The following is a 15,861-nucleotide window of genomic DNA, read 5'->3' as shown; positions in this document are numbered from 1 at the left end:
TCAAGCTCCCTTCGCGGCCTGGAACAGCTCTGCCCTGGGGTCCTCGTCCGCGGTGGCCTCGCGGTAGGTCTCCAAGGCCTCGCGGGCCTTGTCGCCCAGGTCCTTCGGCACCGCGATCTCCACGGTCACCAGGAGGTCGCCGCGCGTGCCGTCCTTGCGGACCGCGCCCTTGCCACGGGCGCGCATCGTGCGCCCGTTGGGCGTGCCGGCGGGCAGCTTCAGGGTGACCGGGGGGCCGCCCAGCGTCGGGACCCTGACCTCGCCGCCGAGCGCCGCCTCGTCGAAGCTGACGGGCACCGTGACGGTGAGGTTGTCGTCCTTGCGGCCGAACACCGGGTGGGCGTCGACGTGCACGACGACGTACAGGTCGCCGTTCTGCCCGCCGCGCTCGCCCGGGGCGCCCTTGCCGCGCAGCCGGATCTTCTGGCTGTCGCTGACGCCCGCCGGGATGCGGACCTGCATGGTCCGCGAGGACTTGGCCCGGCCGCTGCCCTTGCAGACCTCGCAGGGGTTCTCCGCGATCAGGCCGCGGCCCTTGCAGTCCACGCACGGGTCGGTCAGCGAGAAGCCGCCGCCGCTGCCGCGCGAGACCTGCCCGGTGCCGACGCAGGTCGGGCACACCCGGGGGGTGCCGTTCTTGTCGCCGGTGCCCGAACACGCCTTGCACGGCTGCTGGCTGGACATCCGCAGCGGCACGGTCGCGCCCTCGATGGCCTCGGTGAAGCTGAGCGTCACCTCGGACTCGATGTCCTGGCCGCGGCGCGGCTGCGTACGGGTGCCCGCACCGCCCGCGCCCCGGTTGAACAGACCGCCGAAGACGTCCCCGAGACCGCCGCCGCCACCGAAGCCACCGGCCCCGCCGGGGCCCTGGGCGCCGCCGAAGAGGTCGCCCAGGTCGAAGTTGCCGAACGAGCCGCCCCCGCCCGGTCCGGCACGGAAGCCTCCGTTGCCGAACAGGGCGCGGGCCTCGTCGTACTCCTTGCGCTTCTTGGGGTCGCCGAGGACGTCGTTCGCCTCGGAGATCTCCTTGAAGCGCTCCTCGGCCTTGGCGTCGCCCTTGTTGGCGTCCGGATGGTTCTCGCGAGCCAGCTTCCGGTACGCCTTCTTGATCTCGGCGTCGGTGGCGTCCTTGGGGACGCCGAGGACCTTGTAGTAGTCCTTCTCGACGAAGTCCTTCGTGCTCATCGACGTCCCTCCTTCCGGACGGTCACTGCGTCACCCCTCTTCGGGGGCACCGCTCTCCTCGTCGGCCTTCGACTCTTCCTTGCCGGCCGGGGCCGCGCCCGGCTGGGGCTCGGCGACGGCCACGCGGGCGGGCCGGATGGTCCGCTCGCCGATCCGGTACCCCGGCTGCAGGATCGCCACGCAGGTCGTCTCGGTGACGTCCGGCGCGTACGAGTGCATCAGGGCCTCGTGGATCGTCGGGTCGAAGGGCTCGCCCTCCTTGCCGAACTGCTGGAGGCCCATCTTGGCGGCGACGGTCTCCAGCGACTCGGCGACGGACTTGAAGCCGCCCACGAGCTCGCCGTGGTCCCGCGCCCGGCCGATGTCGTCGAGCACCGGGAGCAGCTCGGTCAGGAGGCTCGCCACGGCGATCTCCTTGACCGTCACCCGGTCCCGCTCGACCCGGCGGCGGTAGTTCTGGTACTCGGCCTGCAGGCGCTGGAGGTCCGCCGTGCGCTCGGTGAGCGCCGTACGGGCCTGGTCCAGCTGCGCCAGCAGGGCCACATCACTCGCGTCCCCGGCCGGGGCCGCCCCCTCCGCCTTGTCGGCGGAAGCGGCGGCAGCGGCGGTCTCGGGCTCCTCGGGCGTGCCGTCGGCGGGGACTTCGGGCTTCTCCTCGAAGCCCGGGGTCTCCTCCGACATCAGGCAGCGCCGCCCTTCGGCTTCTCGTCGTCGATGATCTCGGCGTCGACGACGTCGTCGTCCTGGGCCTGCTGGGCACCCTCGGCGCCGGCGGCACCCTGGGCGGCCTGCGCGTCGGCGTACATCGCCTGGCCCAGCTTCTGGGAGACGGCCGCGACCTTCTCGGTGGCGGTACGGATCTCGGCGGTGTCCTCGCCCTTGAGCTTCTCCTTCAGCTCGGCGACGGCGGCCTCGACCTCGGTCTTGACCTCACCGGGGACCTTGTCCGCGTTGTCCGCGAGGAACTTCTCCGTCTGGTAGACGAGCTGCTCGCCCTGGTTGCGGGTCTCGGCGGCCTCGCGGCGGCGGTGGTCCTCCTCCGCGTACTGCTCGGCCTCCTCACGCATCCGGTTGACCTCGTCCTTCGGCAGCGAGGAGCCGCCGGTGACGGTCATCTTCTGCTCCTTGCCCGTGCCCAGGTCCTTCGCGGTCACGTGCATGATGCCGTTGGCGTCGATGTCGAAGGCGACCTCGATCTGCGGGACGCCGCGCGGGGCCGGCGGGAGGCCGGTCAGCTCGAACATGCCCAGCTTCTTGTTGTACGCCGCGATCTCGCGCTCGCCCTGGTAGACCTGGATCTGCACGGACGGCTGGTTGTCCTCGGCCGTCGTGAAGATCTCGGACCGCTTGGTCGGGATCGTGGTGTTGCGCTCGATGAGCTTGGTCATGATGCCGCCCTTGGTCTCGATGCCGAGGGACAGCGGGGTGACGTCGAGCAGCAGGACGTCCTTGACCTCGCCCTTGAGGACACCGGCCTGGAGCACGGCGCCGATGGCGACGACCTCGTCCGGGTTCACGCCCTTGTTGGCCTCGTTGCCGCCGGTCAGCTCCTTGACGAGCTCCGCGACGGCCGGCATGCGGGTCGAGCCGCCGACGAGGACCACGTGGTCGATCTCGGACAGCGCGATGCCGGCGTCCTTGATGACGTTGTGGAACGGGGTCTTGCAGCGGTCCAGGAGGTCCGCGGTCAGCTGCTGGAACTGGGCGCGCGTGAGCTTCTCGTCCAGGTGCAGCGGGCCCTCGGCGGAGGCCGTGATGTAGGGCAGGTTGATCGTGGTCTCCGTGGAGGAGGAGAGCTCGATCTTCGCCTTCTCGGCGGCCTCGCGCAGACGCTGGAGGGCCATCTTGTCCTTGGACAGGTCCACGCCGTGGCCGTTGGCGAACTGCTTCACCAGGTAGTCGACGACGCGCTGGTCCCAGTCGTCACCACCGAGGTGGTTGTCACCGTTGGTGGCCTTCACCTCGACGACGCCGTCGCCGATCTCCAGGAGGGACACGTCGAAGGTGCCGCCACCGAGGTCGAAGACGAGGATCGTCTGGTCGTCCTTGTCCAGGCCGTAGGCCAGGGCGGCCGCGGTCGGCTCGTTGACGATGCGCAGGACGTTGAGGCCCGCGATCTCACCGGCCTCCTTGGTGGCCTGGCGCTCCGAGTCGTTGAAGTACGCGGGGACGGTGATGACCGCGTCGGTCACCTTCTCGCCCAGGTACGCCTCGGCGTCGCGCTTCAGCTTCTGCAGGATGAACGCCGACATCTGCTGCGGGTTGAAGGTCTTCCCGTCCAGCTCGATCTTCCAGTCGGTGCCCATGTGGCGCTTCACGGACCGGATGGTCCGGTCGACGTTGGTGACCGCCTGACGCTTGGCGACCTCGCCGACGAGCACCTCGCCGTTCTTGGCGAAGGCGACGACGGACGGCGTGGTCCTGGCGCCTTCGGCGTTGGTGATGACGGTGGGCTCGCCGCCTTCGAGAACGCTGACGACGGAGTTAGTGGTGCCCAGGTCGATGCCGACCGCACGTGCCATTTCGATTCCTCCAGCTGACTGACTTGAGTGGAACTGACTCAAGGATGCACGAGGACCCGATCCGAGTCAACAGACCTGAGCGCCTTCGACTCAACTCTTCGCCCTCTCCCTCGCTCAAAGAGCCTTCCCCCAGGGTGGCAGAGGGCGCGTCATTCCCGGATAAGGACCGGTGCGGCGTGAGAGAGTCCGGACATATCCCATGATGCGTACCCCATGATTCTCGTGATCCTCGCGATCCCCGCCGGAAGGTGTGAGCGCATGACGGCGAAACGCGCGGTCGACGTGGCGGTCGGGCTGGCCCTGCTGACCCTCCTCTCCCCCCTGATCGCGCTCGTCGCCCTCTCCGTCACTCTCGGGACCAGCAGCACGCGCGGGGTGCTGCGCCGCCGCCCGGTCGCGGGCCGGGGCGGCCGGACCTTCACGATGCTGACCTTCCGCACGAGGAGCCCGCTGGCCACGCTGCCGCTGCTGCTGCATGTCGTACGGGGCGAGATGTCGCTGGTCGGACCGTGTCCACTGGCGCCCGGGCACCGGGAGTCCGCCGGGGACGGCCGGCGCCGGCTCTCCGTACGCCCGGGGATGACGGGCCTCTGGCAGATCAGCGGGCGCTCGGAGCTGCCCTGGGAGGAGCGCGAGCTGCTCGATCTCCACTACGTGGACCACCACTGGCTGGGCATGGACCTGGTGATCCTTGCGCGTACGCTTCCTGCAGTCCGACGCCGCCGCCACGCGGAACCGGCGGCAAGGGTTGCCTGAGCGACACAGATCACCGTGAGCTCCGCTACAGTGCGGCGCCACGAGCGGGTAATCTCGGCACGGACTGAATAAGTTACCGCTTAGTAGGCCCGACTGGCCCCCGCCCGAGGAGCCCCTCATGCAGCTCGCCGCGATCATCGTGTCGCTGGCCCTGACCGTGGTCGGCGTTGCCCTGCTCGCTCGCGCCATCGGTCAGTTCGTCCGGTACTTCAACCTCGGCCAGCGGCTCCCCGCCGGCACCCGGACCGACAACCCCTACCAGCGGAGCGTGACGCTCGTCCGGGAGTTCCTCGGCCACACGCGCATGAACCGCTGGGGCATCGTGGGCTTCGCCCACTGGTTCGTCGCCGTCGGCTTCCTGACCCTGCCGCCGACCCTGGCGCAGGCCTTCGGCCAGCTCTTCCAGGCCGACTGGACCCTGCCCGTCATCGGCGGCTTCCTGCCGTTCGAGCTGTACATCGAGTTCATCGGCGTCATGACGATCCTCGGCATCGCCGCGCTCATCGTCATCCGCCTGCTGAGCCTCCCGGGCCGGGCCGGCCGCAAGTCGCGCTTCGCCGGCTCCAAGGCGGGCCAGGCGTACTTCGTCGAGTACGTCATCCTCACCATCGGCCTCGCGATCTACGTGCTGCGCGGCCTCGAAGGCGCGATCCACCACGTCGAGTCCTACGAGGCCGCGTACTTCGCCTCGTACCCGCTGGTCCTCGCCTTCAAGGGCCTGAGCACCGAGACCCTCCAGAACCTGATCTACTTCACCGCCATGGTGAAGATCGGCACCTCGTTCATCTGGATGATCGTGGTCTCGCTCAACACCAACATGGGCGTCGCCTGGCACCGCTTCCTCGCCTTCCCGAACATCTGGTTCAAGCGCGAGGCCACCGGCGGCACCGCCCTCGGCGCGCTCCAGCCGATGACCTCCGGCGGCAAGCCGATCGACTTCGAGGACCCGGGCGAGGACGACGTCTACGGCGTCTCCCAGGTCGAGCAGTTCTCCTGGAAGGGCCTGCTCGACTTCTCCACCTGCACCGAGTGCGGCCGCTGCCAGTCGCAGTGCCCCGCCTGGAACACCGGCAAGCCGCTCTCCCCGAAGCTGCTCATCATGTCGCTGCGCGACCACGCGCACGCCAAGGCGCCGTACCTGCTCGCGGGCGGCGGCAAGGACATGGAGGGCAACGAGAAGGCGACGCCCGAGCAGCTCAAGGACGTCCCCGCCGCCGCCCTCGCCGAGGCCGAGCGCCCCCTCATCGGCACCGCCGAGGAGAACGGCGTCATCGACCCCGACGTCCTGTGGTCCTGCACCACCTGCGGCGCCTGCGTCGAGCAGTGCCCGGTCGACATCGAGCACATCGACCACATCGTCGACATGCGCCGCTACCAGGTGATGATCGAGTCCGCGTTCCCGTCCGAGGCGGGCACGATGCTCAAGAACCTGGAGAAGAAGGGCAACCCCTGGGGGCTCGCCAAGAAGGCGCGCGTCGAGTGGACCAAGGAGGTCGACTTCGAGGTCCCGATCGTCGGCAAGGACATCGAGGACCTCTCCGAGGTCGACTACCTCTACTGGGTCGGCTGCGCCGGCGCCCTGGAGGACCGCGCGAAGAAGACCACCAAGGCCTTCGCCGAGCTCCTGCACATCGCGGGCGTCAAGTTCGCGATCATGGGCGGCGACGAGAAGTGCACCGGTGACTCCCCCCGCCGCCTCGGCAACGAGCCGCTGTTCCAGCAGCTCGGCCAGGAGAACGTCGCGATGCTGAACATGGCGTTCGGCGAGGACGACGGGGACGAGTCGACGAAGAAGCCGAAGTCGGCGAAGAAGATCGTCTCGACCTGCCCGCACTGCTTCAACACCATCGCCAACGAGTACCCGCAGCTCGGCGGCGAGTACGAGGTCATCCACCACACCCAGCTGCTCCAGCACCTCATCGACGAGGGCAAGCTGGTCCCGGTGACCCCGGTCGACGGCCTGATCACGTACCACGACCCGTGCTACCTGGGCCGCCACAACAAGGTCTACACGCCGCCGCGCGAGATCATGTCCGCCGTCCCGGGCCTGCGCCAGCAGGAGATGCACCGCCACAAGGAGCGCGGCTTCTGCTGCGGCGCCGGTGGTGCCCGGATGTGGATGGAGGAGCGCATCGGCAAGCGCATCAACACCGAGCGCGTCGACGAGGCCCTCTCCCTCAACCCGGACATCGTCTCCACCGCCTGCCCGTTCTGCCTGGTCATGCTGACGGACTCCGTCAACGGCAAGAAGAACGACGGCAAGGCGAAGGAGAGCCTCCAGGTCGTGGACGTGGCCCAGCTGCTCCTCGACTCGGTGAAGACACCGGTGGAGCCGGAGCCGGAGCCGGAGCCGGAGCCGGCCGCGTAACGCTCGTAGGTACGGAAAGGGCCGCCACCCGCGGTGATGCGGGGAGGCGGCCCTTTCTCGTATCCGGTTCTCGTATCCGGAAACCCCTACCCGGCAACCCCTAGGGGATGTCACAGCCCTGTCGCACTCCCCCTCCAGGGCGCGAGGGCCCGTCAGGAGCGGGTACGTTCTTGAGGTGGCTGGATTCAGGAACGGACGCGGCCGGGCCGGCGGCCCCCCGCAGCAACCGCAACAACCGCAGCGCCCGCAACGCCCTCCGCAGGGGCCGTACGGGTACGAAGCGGCACCGCCGCCGTACCCGCAGCAGCAGTACCCTCCGCAGCCGCAGGGCGGCCAGGCGTACGGCGAGCCGGAGTACTTCGGCGACCCGCACCCCCAGCAGCACCAGCAGCAGTACGCGGCGGCGAACAACCCGGGCCACACGCAGGTCTTCAGCGTCCACGACGACCCGTACGGCCAGGGCGCCACGTACCAGGCCGGCGCCGCCCCCGTCCCCACGGGCCCGCGGCTGCCCTGGAAGCCGCTGCTCCAGGGCATCGTGCTGCGCCCGGCGGACACGTTCCTCCAGATGCGGGACCACGCCGTGTGGGGCCCGGCGCTGATCGTCACGTTCCTCTACGGGCTGCTGGCGATCTTCGGCTTCGACAAGGCGCGCGACGAGGTCCTGGACGCGCCCCTGTCCAACATCCCCTCGATCCTGATGACCGGGGTGGGCTTCGTCATCGGCGGCCTGATCCTGGGCGCGGTGACCCACACCCTGGCCCGCCAGCTGGGCGGCGACGGCGCGTGGCAGCCGACCGTGGGCCTGTCGATGCTGATCATGTCGATCACCGGCGCGCCGCGGCTGCTCTTCGCCCTGTTCCTGGGCGGCGAGAACGGCTTCGTGCAGGTCATCGGCCTGCTGACCTGGCTGGGCGCCGGCGTCCTGTTCACCCTGATGGTGAGCCGCTCCCACGACCTGCCGTGGCCGAAGGCACTCGGCGCGTCGGCGATCCAGCTGGTGGCGCTGCTGAGCCTGATCAAGCTGGGCGCGATGTAGCGCGGCGACACGCGACAAGGCAGAAGGCCCCCGTCAGGTGCGATCACCGACGGGGGCCTTCTGCCACTCTGCCTGGGGGGTCAGGCGTCGAGCACCTGCCCCTCACGCTTCACGACGGGCGGCTCGACGCTCCAGGGGAAGTTGATCCACTCATCGGTCTTCTTCCACACGTACTCGCACTTCACGAGGGAGTGCGACTTCTCGTAGATGACGGCGGAACGGACCTCGGCGACGTGGTCGACGCAGAAGTCGTGGACCAGCTTGAGCGTCTTGCCGGTGTCGGCGACGTCGTCGGTGATGAGCACCTTCTTGTCGCTGAAGTCGATCGCGTCGGGCACGGGCGCCAGCATGACCGGCATTTCCAGCGTGGTCCCGACCCCGGTGTAGAACTCCACGTTCACGAGGTGGATGTTCTTGCAGTCCAGGGCGTAGGCCAGACCGCCGGCGACGAAGACGCCGCCACGGGCGATGGAGAGCACGATGTCCGGCTCGTAGCCGTCGTCGGCGATGGTCTGGGCGAGCTCGCGGACGGCGGTCCCGAAGCCCTCGTACGTCAGGTTCTCGCGTACTGCACTCATGCCTGCGACCGCCTCACACCTGGGTCCGATGGAAGTTCATGTACGAGCGGGACGCCGTCGGCCCCCGCTGGCCCTGGTACCGGGACCCGTAGCGCTCGCTGCCGTACGGGAACTCGGCGGGCGAGCTGAGCCGGAACATGCACAGCTGCCCGATCTTCATGCCCGGCCAGAGCTTGATGGGGAGGGTCGCCAGGTTCGACAGCTCCAGGGTCACGTGCCCGGAGAACCCGGGGTCGATGAACCCGGCGGTCGAGTGGGTGACGAGCCCGAGCCGCCCCAGGGAGCTCTTGCCCTCCAGCCGCGACGCGATGTCGTCCGGCAGGGTGATGACCTCGTAGGTCGAGGCGAGCACGAACTCACCGGGGTGAAGGATGAACGCCTCGTCCCCCTCGGGCTCGACCTCGCGCGTCAGGTCGAGCTGCTCGATGGCGGGATCGATGTGGGGGTGGCGGTGGTTCTCGAACACCCGGAAGAAGCGGTCAAGCCTCACGTCGATGCTCGAGGGCTGCACCATGGATTCGTCGTACGGGTCGATGCGCACCCGTCCGGCATCGATCTCGGCCCGGATGTCCTTGTCTGAGAGAAGCACGCTCCCACGATACGCAGAGGGTGCGGAGCTCCCCCAATCGGGAAGCACCCGCACCCTCCGGACATCGTCAGCGCCGCCCGATCTCCACGGGCACCGCATGCCGCAACCGCGCACACCGCGGACACCGGACGAGCCGCCCGGGCCCGATCCGTCCCGCATCGAGATGCTGCAACGGGAACGAAGCGGTGCTGAAAACGTGCCCCTCGGCACAACGGACGGTGCGCTCCATCGAACCCATCAAGTCCCTTCCCCGACAACGACAAGTGGTGGACGAGACAGCCACATTAGGGGATCAAGGGGACACCACTCCAGGCGGCACTCCGCACACCGGACGGGCGTGAACTTCGCCTCAAGTGGCACATGGGGTACGCTGTGCAACGATGCCGCACCGATCTTCGGGGCGACCATTGCGGATGTAGTTTAATGGTAGAACATGAGCTTCCCAAGCTTATAGCGCGGGTTCGATTCCCGTCATCCGCTCTTGAACGAAGGCCCAGGTCAGAGACCTGGGCCTTCGTTGTTGTCTAGACCTGTCGGAGGGCACGTGGCGCACCACGTCGCACTACCTGCGTCAGAGTTCTACCGAGGGGATTACCGCCGGTCTCGGGAATCTCCCCATACGAGGCCGACCACGTGGCTAGCGTGTGGCGTCATGACCGACGCCACATCCTCCGGGGCGGCCCTCCTGACGTACCTGAACCGTCTGGAGTTACGTTTCGACTCGTCCGCTTCCTTGGTCGCCTCCGATGCCCACGACGATCCCGCAACACTGGATTGGAGCTGCCGCGCTGTCCTGCCCCTGTGGGAGCCGGACGACGAAGAGACCGAGGCCGACAACGCGCGGCTCCTGGCCCCTGGCCTATCGCTGACCCGGTCGTCCCGGGGCGAAGACCAGGAGCTGACGATCCTCAGCATGTCCGGCCTCACGGTGGACTTGTGCCGAGTCGGGAGCATCTACGTGTCGCTGGACGCACGCGATGCCGACTATGAGCACTTCACGCCGCTCTTCGAGAAGTCGGGAGAGCTCGGCCTGCACCCCGATCTGGAGGAGGGCCTGGTGAGCGGTGAACAAGTCGTCATCATCGACCGGGTTCGGATCGCACCGGCGTGGCGCGGGTTGGGTGGCGTCGGCCGACTGTTGATCGGCCGGCTGCTCCGCTGGGTGGCCGGCCAAGCGGCGCTCGTGGCGACACATCCGTACCCGATCGACATCCCTGTCAGCGAACGGGAGGACCTGGCCCGGGAGGCGCGGGAGAAGGTTGTAGTGCAACGCACATGGCGGTCCTTGGGATTCGAGCCCTTCCGTGAGGACGTATGGGTGATGCAGCCGCATCTGAGCGCCCATGGAGACGCCGTCGAGCGCCTGGAGACCGCATTCGCTCAGCACCTCTGACCCCACCCGTACGGCCACACCAGAAGAGAGGACGAACAGGACCGCAATGCGCGAGTTCACCAACTACAGGGCGCGATCCACGCTCAACGCTCTTTGCCGCTTCTACCTGGAGACCCAGGACTTCTCAGAAGCGCATCCCGGGGCAACACTGGACGACTTCGAGCGGCACCTGCGTCAGCAGATCGACGATTTGAAGGCGGAGCTGGAAACCGGCGAAGCAGCGGCTGAGACTGCCGTCGTCACCAAGACCCTGTCGGGACCTCTCGCGGACCCGGAACGCCAGCGTGCGTTCCGTCTGCAGCAGGAATCGGAGCCACCTGCAACGGGCCCCGAGAGAGAAGCCTGGTGGAAACAGCGTAGGGCTGTGATAGTCGAGATCAAGCAGCAAGGGCTGGCGGAAGCCCTGGACTGGGAGTGCCGCGATTGCGGCGCCCCGAACGGAGTAGCCTGCAGGACGGCTGGCGGCAGGCCCAAGAAGGAGCCGCACTTCCTCCGGGCCACCGATGCCCAAGCCCCCTATAACCACGCGTACGGTCTGCGCTGAAAGCCGTGGGCTGAGGCCGGGACGTTAAACCGCAGATCCATACCCGCGCCTGTCGGCAATGGAACTGACAGGCTGGTGGCAGCCGCTGGGGAGTGGCGCAGCCCTTCCCTCCCCAGCGGCTCGTCAGACGAGCCTCAGCACAGGGCGGCTGTTGGGCATCCCCAACAGCTCACGCACCCTCGCCGGCTTCCAAGCAAGTTCCGCAGCAAGCGCGCGGATCGTCAGTCCGGTGTCCTGTTCCGCCAGCTCGAATGCCTTGCTCAGCATCACGGCTGCTCCCCCGGGTATCCGCGGACGGACTCCGGAGCGAAGCGCGGCTGATCGTCGCGTCGGAAACGAGCCCGAGCTCCCGGTACCGGTAGATGAGCGAACTCACCGACACGCCCCAGGCCTGGGACAGGCCAGCCAACTACGCAAGGCTCTTCTACGAAGCCCCAGGTCAGAGACCTGGGGCTTCGTTGTTTGGGTCGGGTGGGGCCAGGGTGCGGAGGACGTCGAATTCGTTGCCCTCTGGGTCGGTCATGAGGATCCAGGTGCTGCCCTCGGCCGTCTGGGTGGCGCCCAGGGTGAGGAGTCTGGTCACTTCGGTGGCGGTGCTGGTGTCGATCGGGCTGATGTCCAGGTGAAGTCTGTTCTTCACGGTCTTGCCTTCGGGGACCTTGATGAAGAGGAGGGTGGGCGGCATCTGGCGGGACCTGATCTCCTCGGCGGTCGGTTCCCAGGAGCCGATCTCGACCTTGTCCTCCGAGCGGTCGATCACCCTGAAGTCCAGGACCTCGCACCAGAAGGCCGCGACTCTCTCCGGGTCGTGGCAGTCGACGACCAACTCGGTGAATCTGCTTGTCATGTCACTCCTCGGGGTGGTCGGCGGCGACGGTGGAGAGCGGGGTGTGCAGGATGCCGTCGAAGGCGTTCAGGACGGGGGTGTGGAGGAAGGTGGTCTGGAGGCGGATGCGGTCGGGGGCTCGTTCCTCGTGTTGGTTGAGGGCGGTGACGGCGAGGCCCAGGCCTGCCTCCGTGAAGGCTGCTTCGATGCTGGTCGGTTCGGGGGGTCTCAGGGCCGTGTGCTCGACGGTGAAGCCGAAGCGTGCGCGCTCGTCGCGGACCAGCTCCGCCGTCTGTCCGGCCGAGCTCGTCAGGCCGAGGGCGAAGTAGGCGTCGCCCAGGGTCTCGCTCAGGTACTGGCCCATCGGGAAGCCCGTGAGGTGGCCGTCGAAGGAGATGGGGCTTCTCTGGATGTGGGCGTTGTGGGCCACCAGCACCACGCGGGTTCCCGGCTCGGCGCGTTCCAGGTGCCACAGGACCGATTCGGCCATGTAGGCGTCGCGGGCCGAGGTGTCGGCGGTCAGGCCGTCCCCTGCGAACAGGCCCGCCATGGCGCGGAATCCGTGGTCGGCCCGGCAGGCGCCTTCCAGTCGGTGCAGGGCGACGTCGTAGCTGTGCCGGTCGCCACGGGACACGTACAGCGGTGCGACGGCGCGGAAGCGGATGAGCAGGCGGGCCAGGGTCGCGGTGAGGGCGTCCTGGTCGGTGGCGGGCAGGCGGGTCCACGCGGGCGCGGCTACGGCCGCGGAGGGGGCGGCGAATGTCGCGGCGAGCCGCAGTGCCTTCCGGGCCAGTGGGAGAGTGTCGGGGTCTACCTGGCGTAGGTAGTCGGCCACCGGGGTCAGGGCCGGCAGCAGTGATCCGCCGGCGGCCGGGATGTCGATGCCCGCGAAGTGGACGGGTGGCGAGGCCGCCGTCTCGTTGTGCCGGCGGATCCAGCGCAGGGGTCCTTCCACGCCCACCGGGATCGTCTCGGCGAGGTGGGCGTCCAGTGCGTCCTCCGTGCCCTCGCCCCGGCCCCAGGCGTCGAGGAGAAAGCCCTCGCTGAAGCCGTACTCGAAGGCCAGGACGGTGAAGCCGCAGCGCTCGACCAGGAACCGCACGAGGCGTCCGCGCAGCCGTATGAACTCGTCGATGAAGTGGGAGTGTTCGCCGATCGCGACGACCCGCGCCTCGCCGATCAGGTCGCGCAGCGGTTCCAGGTCGCCCAGGGGCGCCTCGGGGTCGAGGTGGGTGAGCGGGATCGCGTGTCCGGCGAGCCAGTCCGCGAACGAGGGGGAAGGGGAGGGGGAGGGGGAGGGGGCCGTCTGCCTGCTGGTGGCGCTGTTCTCGTGTCGGCTCACAGGCGTCCGTGTCCGCTCTCCGGGGCCGCCTTCTCCAGGTCCGCCACGCTGCCGGACATGAGGGTGCGGATGTGGGCGGTGATGTGCTCGGCGGGCCAGTCCCACCAGGCCACCGCCAGGAGCCGGGCCACGTCCTCGTCGGCGTACCGGGTGCGGATCAGCCGGGCCGGGGCGCCGCCGACGACTCCGTAGTCGGGTACGTCGGAGGTGACCACCGAGCCCGCCGCGACGATCGCGCCGTGGCCGACGCGTACCCCGGGCATCACCGTCACACCGTGGCCGAACCAGACGTCGTTGCCCACGACGGTGTCCCCGCGGTTCGGCAGGTCCTTCAGCAGGTCGAAGTGGTCGGCCCACGAGCCGCCCATGGTGGGGAAGGGGAACGTCGAGGGGCCGTCCATGCGGTGGTTGGCGCCGTTCATGAGGAACCGCACGCCGGTGCCCAGCGCGCAGAACTTCCCGATGACGAGCCGCTCCGGCCCGTAGTGGTACAGCACGTTGCGCGTCTCGAACGCCGTCGCGTCGTCCGGGTCGTCGTAGTACGAGTACTCCCCCACCTCGATCAGCGGCGAGGTGACCAGCGGTTTCAGCTGGACCACCCGCGGCTGGCCGGGCATGGGGTGCAGCGCCGTCGGGTCGGCGGGAACGGCTTTCTTCACTGGGGTCTCCTCTTCGCGGACGTGACCAGCCTGGACGCGTACGGGCCCGGGCGACAACGGCCGTTCCGGTAAGGTGCGTTAACCCCTCGCTTAACGACGACTCGTTCGACGACGAAGGGAGTCGGCGTGGAGCTGCGCGACATCGAGATCTTCCTGACCTTGGCCGAGGAGCTGCACTTCGGCCGGACCGCGGAGCGGCTGCACGTGACGCCCGCCCGGGTCAGCCAGGCGATCAAGAAGCAGGAACGCCGTATCGGCGCCGCCCTGTTCGAGCGCACCAGCCGGTCCGTGGCGCTGACGCCGATCGGGCTTCAGCTCTTCACCGACCTGCTGCCGGTCTACCGCGGCCTGCACGAAGCCGTGGAGCGTGCCGTCCGCTCGGCCGCCGGACGGACCGAAGTGCTGCGCCTGGGCATGCTCTCCAGCAACGTGCAGGACTTCCGGCCGCTGCTCGACGCCTTCGCCGCTCGGCACCCCACGTGTGACGTGCGGATCCGGTACGTGGGATTCGGCGACCCGTTCGGGCCGCTGCGGGCCGGCGAGGTCGATGTCCAGATCGCCTGGCTGCCGGTCGAGGAGGCCGACCTCACCGTGGGGCCGGTCGTCAGGATCGAGCCCGTCGTCCTCGCCGTCGGAGCCGGGCACCGGCTGGCCGGGCGGAAGACGGTGTCGTACGAGGACCTGGCCGACGAGGTCGTCATCGGCGGGGCCAGCCCCGACTACTGGCGCGAGGCCCTCACACCCAGCCGCACCCCCAGCGGGCGTCCGCTCCGGGTGGGTCCGACCGTCACCACCGAGACCGCGATGCTTCCCATCCTGTCCAACGGCGAGGCCGTCGCGTTCGTGCACGCCCACGCCGGCCGGAGCTACGCGCGCGCCGACCTCGTGTACGTCCCCGTCCACGACGCTCCCCCGGCCCACTGGGCGCTGTTGTGGCGTACGGCCACCGAGACCGAACTGATCCGCTCCTTCGCGCGGGCCGGCGGCCTGGTCGCGCCGGGCGGATCCTGACTACGCGGCCGAGGGTCCGGGTCCGGGTCCGGGTCCGTGTCCGTGTCCGTGTCCGTGTCCATAGGTCCGGGCGAGTGCGCCCACGGCCTCGGCCATGGCGCTGCGCAGTGCTTCCGGCGCCAGGACCTCGACGTCGACGCCGAGGCGGAGGAGTTCGCCGCGGGCGTGCTCGGTGCTCTCGGTCGGGATGACGGCCTCGGTCCAGCCGTCGGCGCCGGCCTCGGTCGCGGTGGCCTCGAAGGCGCGCAGCACCTCAGGGGGGACGTTGGCGGCCAGCCGCTCGCGGCCGCGCGGCGACAGGCGGATGGTGGCGGTGCCCGTATAGCGGCGGGCCGCGAAGTCGTCCAGGTAGGAGGTCCAGTACGCGGCCAGGGCGAAGTCCTCCGGCCGGTCGAAGTGCTCGTCGGCCGGCGTCGCGTCGAGGATCTGGCTGATCCGGTAGGTGGCGGCGGTACGGCCTGCGGACGCGGCCACGAGGTACCAGGTGCCGGACTTGAGCACCAGGCCGTAGGGGTGCAACCTGCGGTCCACCTCCTGGGGTTCGCGCCAGCGGCGGTACCGCACGTCCACCGCGCGCCGGCCGAACACCGCCTCCACGAGCAGGGGCAGATACGGGGTCGCCTCGGGTTCCCCGTACCAGCCGGGCGCGTCCAGGTGGAACACCGCGTCGGTCCGCGTCGCCTCCTCGCGCAGGCCCACCGGCAGCGCGGCCAGCAACTTCAGCCGCGCCGCCGCCACTTCCTCGGCGAGCCCCAGGTCGGCGGCGGGCGTGGGCAGTCCGGCGAGGAACAGCACCCTGGCCTCGCGCTCGCTCAGCCCGGTGAGGCGGGTGCGGTAGCCGTCGAGCAACTGGTAGCCGCCGGTGCGGCCCTGCTCGGCGTAGAGCGGGACCCCGGTGGCCTGGAGGCGGTCCAGGTCCCGGTAGGCGGTCCGCACGGAGACGCCCAGCTCCTCGGCGAGCCGTCGCGCGGACATGCGGCCACGGGTCTGGAGCAGCAGGAGCATCGACAGCAGGCGGTCGGCAGACATACGAGGATTCTGCTCGGAAA

General features: G+C 69.2%; 16 protein-coding genes and 1 tRNA gene. 7 read left to right on the top strand and 10 right to left on the bottom strand.

Annotation, left to right across the window (positions count from 1 at the left end):
• The 3 genes from dnaJ to dnaK are packed head-to-tail and all read right to left on the bottom strand — an operon-like array spanning position 1 to position 3,707.
• Positions 1-1,185, bottom strand: coding sequence for a molecular chaperone DnaJ (gene dnaJ / locus ABTZ54_RS28700; RefSeq protein WP_351668581.1), 1,185 nt, complete (start codon positions 1,183-1,185; stop codon positions 1-3).
• 30 nt (positions 1,186-1,215) lie between these two features.
• On the bottom strand, positions 1,216-1,866 hold the full coding sequence (gene grpE / locus ABTZ54_RS28695) for a nucleotide exchange factor GrpE (protein ID WP_351668579.1): 651 nt from the start codon (positions 1,864-1,866) through the stop codon (positions 1,216-1,218).
• A complete protein-coding gene (gene dnaK, locus ABTZ54_RS28690; RefSeq protein WP_351668577.1) occupies positions 1,866-3,707 on the bottom strand; it encodes a molecular chaperone DnaK in 1,842 nt (613 codons plus the stop codon). The genes grpE and dnaK overlap by 1 nt, the downstream gene beginning before the upstream one ends.
• A 258-nt stretch (positions 3,708-3,965) precedes the next feature.
• Here dnaK and ABTZ54_RS28685 point away from each other — a divergent pair, with 258 nt between their 5' ends.
• From ABTZ54_RS28685 to ABTZ54_RS28675, 3 genes are all read left to right on the top strand, one after another.
• Complete coding sequence (locus ABTZ54_RS28685) at positions 3,966-4,463, top strand: sugar transferase (protein WP_351668575.1); 498 nt, start codon at positions 3,966-3,968, stop codon at positions 4,461-4,463.
• A gap of 118 nt (positions 4,464-4,581) precedes the next feature.
• Entirely contained in the window at positions 4,582-6,831 is a 2,250-nt protein-coding gene (locus tag ABTZ54_RS28680; protein ID WP_351668573.1) for a (Fe-S)-binding protein, read from the top strand.
• A 175-nt stretch (positions 6,832-7,006) separates the two neighbouring features.
• Positions 7,007-7,870, top strand: coding sequence for a Yip1 family protein (locus tag ABTZ54_RS28675; RefSeq protein ID WP_351668571.1), 864 nt, complete (start codon positions 7,007-7,009; stop codon positions 7,868-7,870).
• 80 nt (positions 7,871-7,950) lie between these two features.
• Here the strand turns inward: ABTZ54_RS28675 and ABTZ54_RS28670 are convergent, their stop codons facing one another.
• Positions 7,951-8,448: a phosphoribosyltransferase gene (locus tag ABTZ54_RS28670; RefSeq protein ID WP_132915920.1), complete on the bottom strand. Its 498-nt coding sequence runs from the start codon at positions 8,446-8,448 to the stop codon at positions 7,951-7,953.
• A gap of 13 nt (positions 8,449-8,461) precedes the next feature.
• Positions 8,462-9,037 carry a dCTP deaminase gene (dcd, locus tag ABTZ54_RS28665; protein ID WP_046910319.1) on the bottom strand — a complete coding sequence of 192 codons (576 nt, stop codon included), beginning with the start codon at positions 9,035-9,037 and terminating at the stop codon, positions 8,462-8,464.
• 409 nt (positions 9,038-9,446) lie between these two features.
• On the opposite strand from dcd, the gene ABTZ54_RS28660 reads away from it, so the two are divergent.
• The 3 genes from ABTZ54_RS28660 to ABTZ54_RS28650 all read left to right on the top strand — a co-directional run bounded on the left by ABTZ54_RS28660 (position 9,447) and on the right by ABTZ54_RS28650 (position 10,974).
• Positions 9,447-9,517: transfer RNA gene (locus tag ABTZ54_RS28660), tRNA-Gly, on the top strand.
• Between the two features lie 172 nt (positions 9,518-9,689).
• Positions 9,690-10,430, top strand: a complete 741-nt coding sequence (locus ABTZ54_RS28655) for a hypothetical protein (RefSeq protein ID WP_351668569.1) — start codon at positions 9,690-9,692, stop codon at positions 10,428-10,430.
• A 46-nt stretch (positions 10,431-10,476) separates the two neighbouring features.
• The gene (locus ABTZ54_RS28650) at positions 10,477-10,974 is read left to right on the top strand and encodes a zinc finger domain-containing protein (protein ID WP_351668567.1); all 498 of its coding nucleotides are present in this window, start codon (positions 10,477-10,479) and stop codon (positions 10,972-10,974) included.
• Positions 10,975-11,097: 123 nt separating this feature from the next.
• On the opposite strand, the gene ABTZ54_RS28645 is transcribed toward ABTZ54_RS28650, so the two are convergent.
• From ABTZ54_RS28645 to ABTZ54_RS28630, 4 genes are all read right to left on the bottom strand, one after another.
• Positions 11,098-11,244, bottom strand: a complete 147-nt coding sequence (locus ABTZ54_RS28645; RefSeq protein ID WP_351668565.1) for a hypothetical protein — start codon at positions 11,242-11,244, stop codon at positions 11,098-11,100.
• A gap of 169 nt (positions 11,245-11,413) precedes the next feature.
• Positions 11,414-11,821, bottom strand: coding sequence for a VOC family protein (locus tag ABTZ54_RS28640; protein ID WP_351668563.1), 408 nt, complete (start codon positions 11,819-11,821; stop codon positions 11,414-11,416).
• Position 11,822: 1 nt separating this feature from the next.
• Complete coding sequence (locus ABTZ54_RS28635; protein ID WP_351668561.1) at positions 11,823-13,142, bottom strand: erythromycin esterase family protein; 1,320 nt, start codon at positions 13,140-13,142, stop codon at positions 11,823-11,825.
• Positions 13,139-13,759, bottom strand: a complete 621-nt coding sequence (locus tag ABTZ54_RS28630; RefSeq protein ID WP_351668626.1) for a CatB-related O-acetyltransferase — start codon at positions 13,757-13,759, stop codon at positions 13,139-13,141. Before ABTZ54_RS28630 ends, ABTZ54_RS28635 begins: the two co-directional genes overlap by 4 nt.
• 168 nt (positions 13,760-13,927) lie before the next feature.
• Here ABTZ54_RS28630 and ABTZ54_RS28625 point away from each other — a divergent pair, with 168 nt between their 5' ends.
• Positions 13,928-14,812: a LysR family transcriptional regulator gene (locus ABTZ54_RS28625; RefSeq protein WP_351668559.1), complete on the top strand. Its 885-nt coding sequence runs from the start codon at positions 13,928-13,930 to the stop codon at positions 14,810-14,812.
• Here the strand turns inward: ABTZ54_RS28625 and ABTZ54_RS28620 are convergent, their stop codons facing one another.
• Entirely contained in the window at positions 14,813-15,841 is a 1,029-nt protein-coding gene (locus tag ABTZ54_RS28620; RefSeq protein ID WP_351668557.1) for a helix-turn-helix transcriptional regulator, read from the bottom strand.
• Between the last annotated feature and the right edge of the window lie 20 nt (positions 15,842-15,861).

This window comes from Streptomyces sp. NPDC094032, assembly GCF_040303965.1.
Classification (GTDB): Bacteria; Actinomycetota; Actinomycetes; order Streptomycetales; family Streptomycetaceae; genus Streptomyces.
This window is presented reverse-complemented; position numbering and strand designations above follow the sequence as displayed.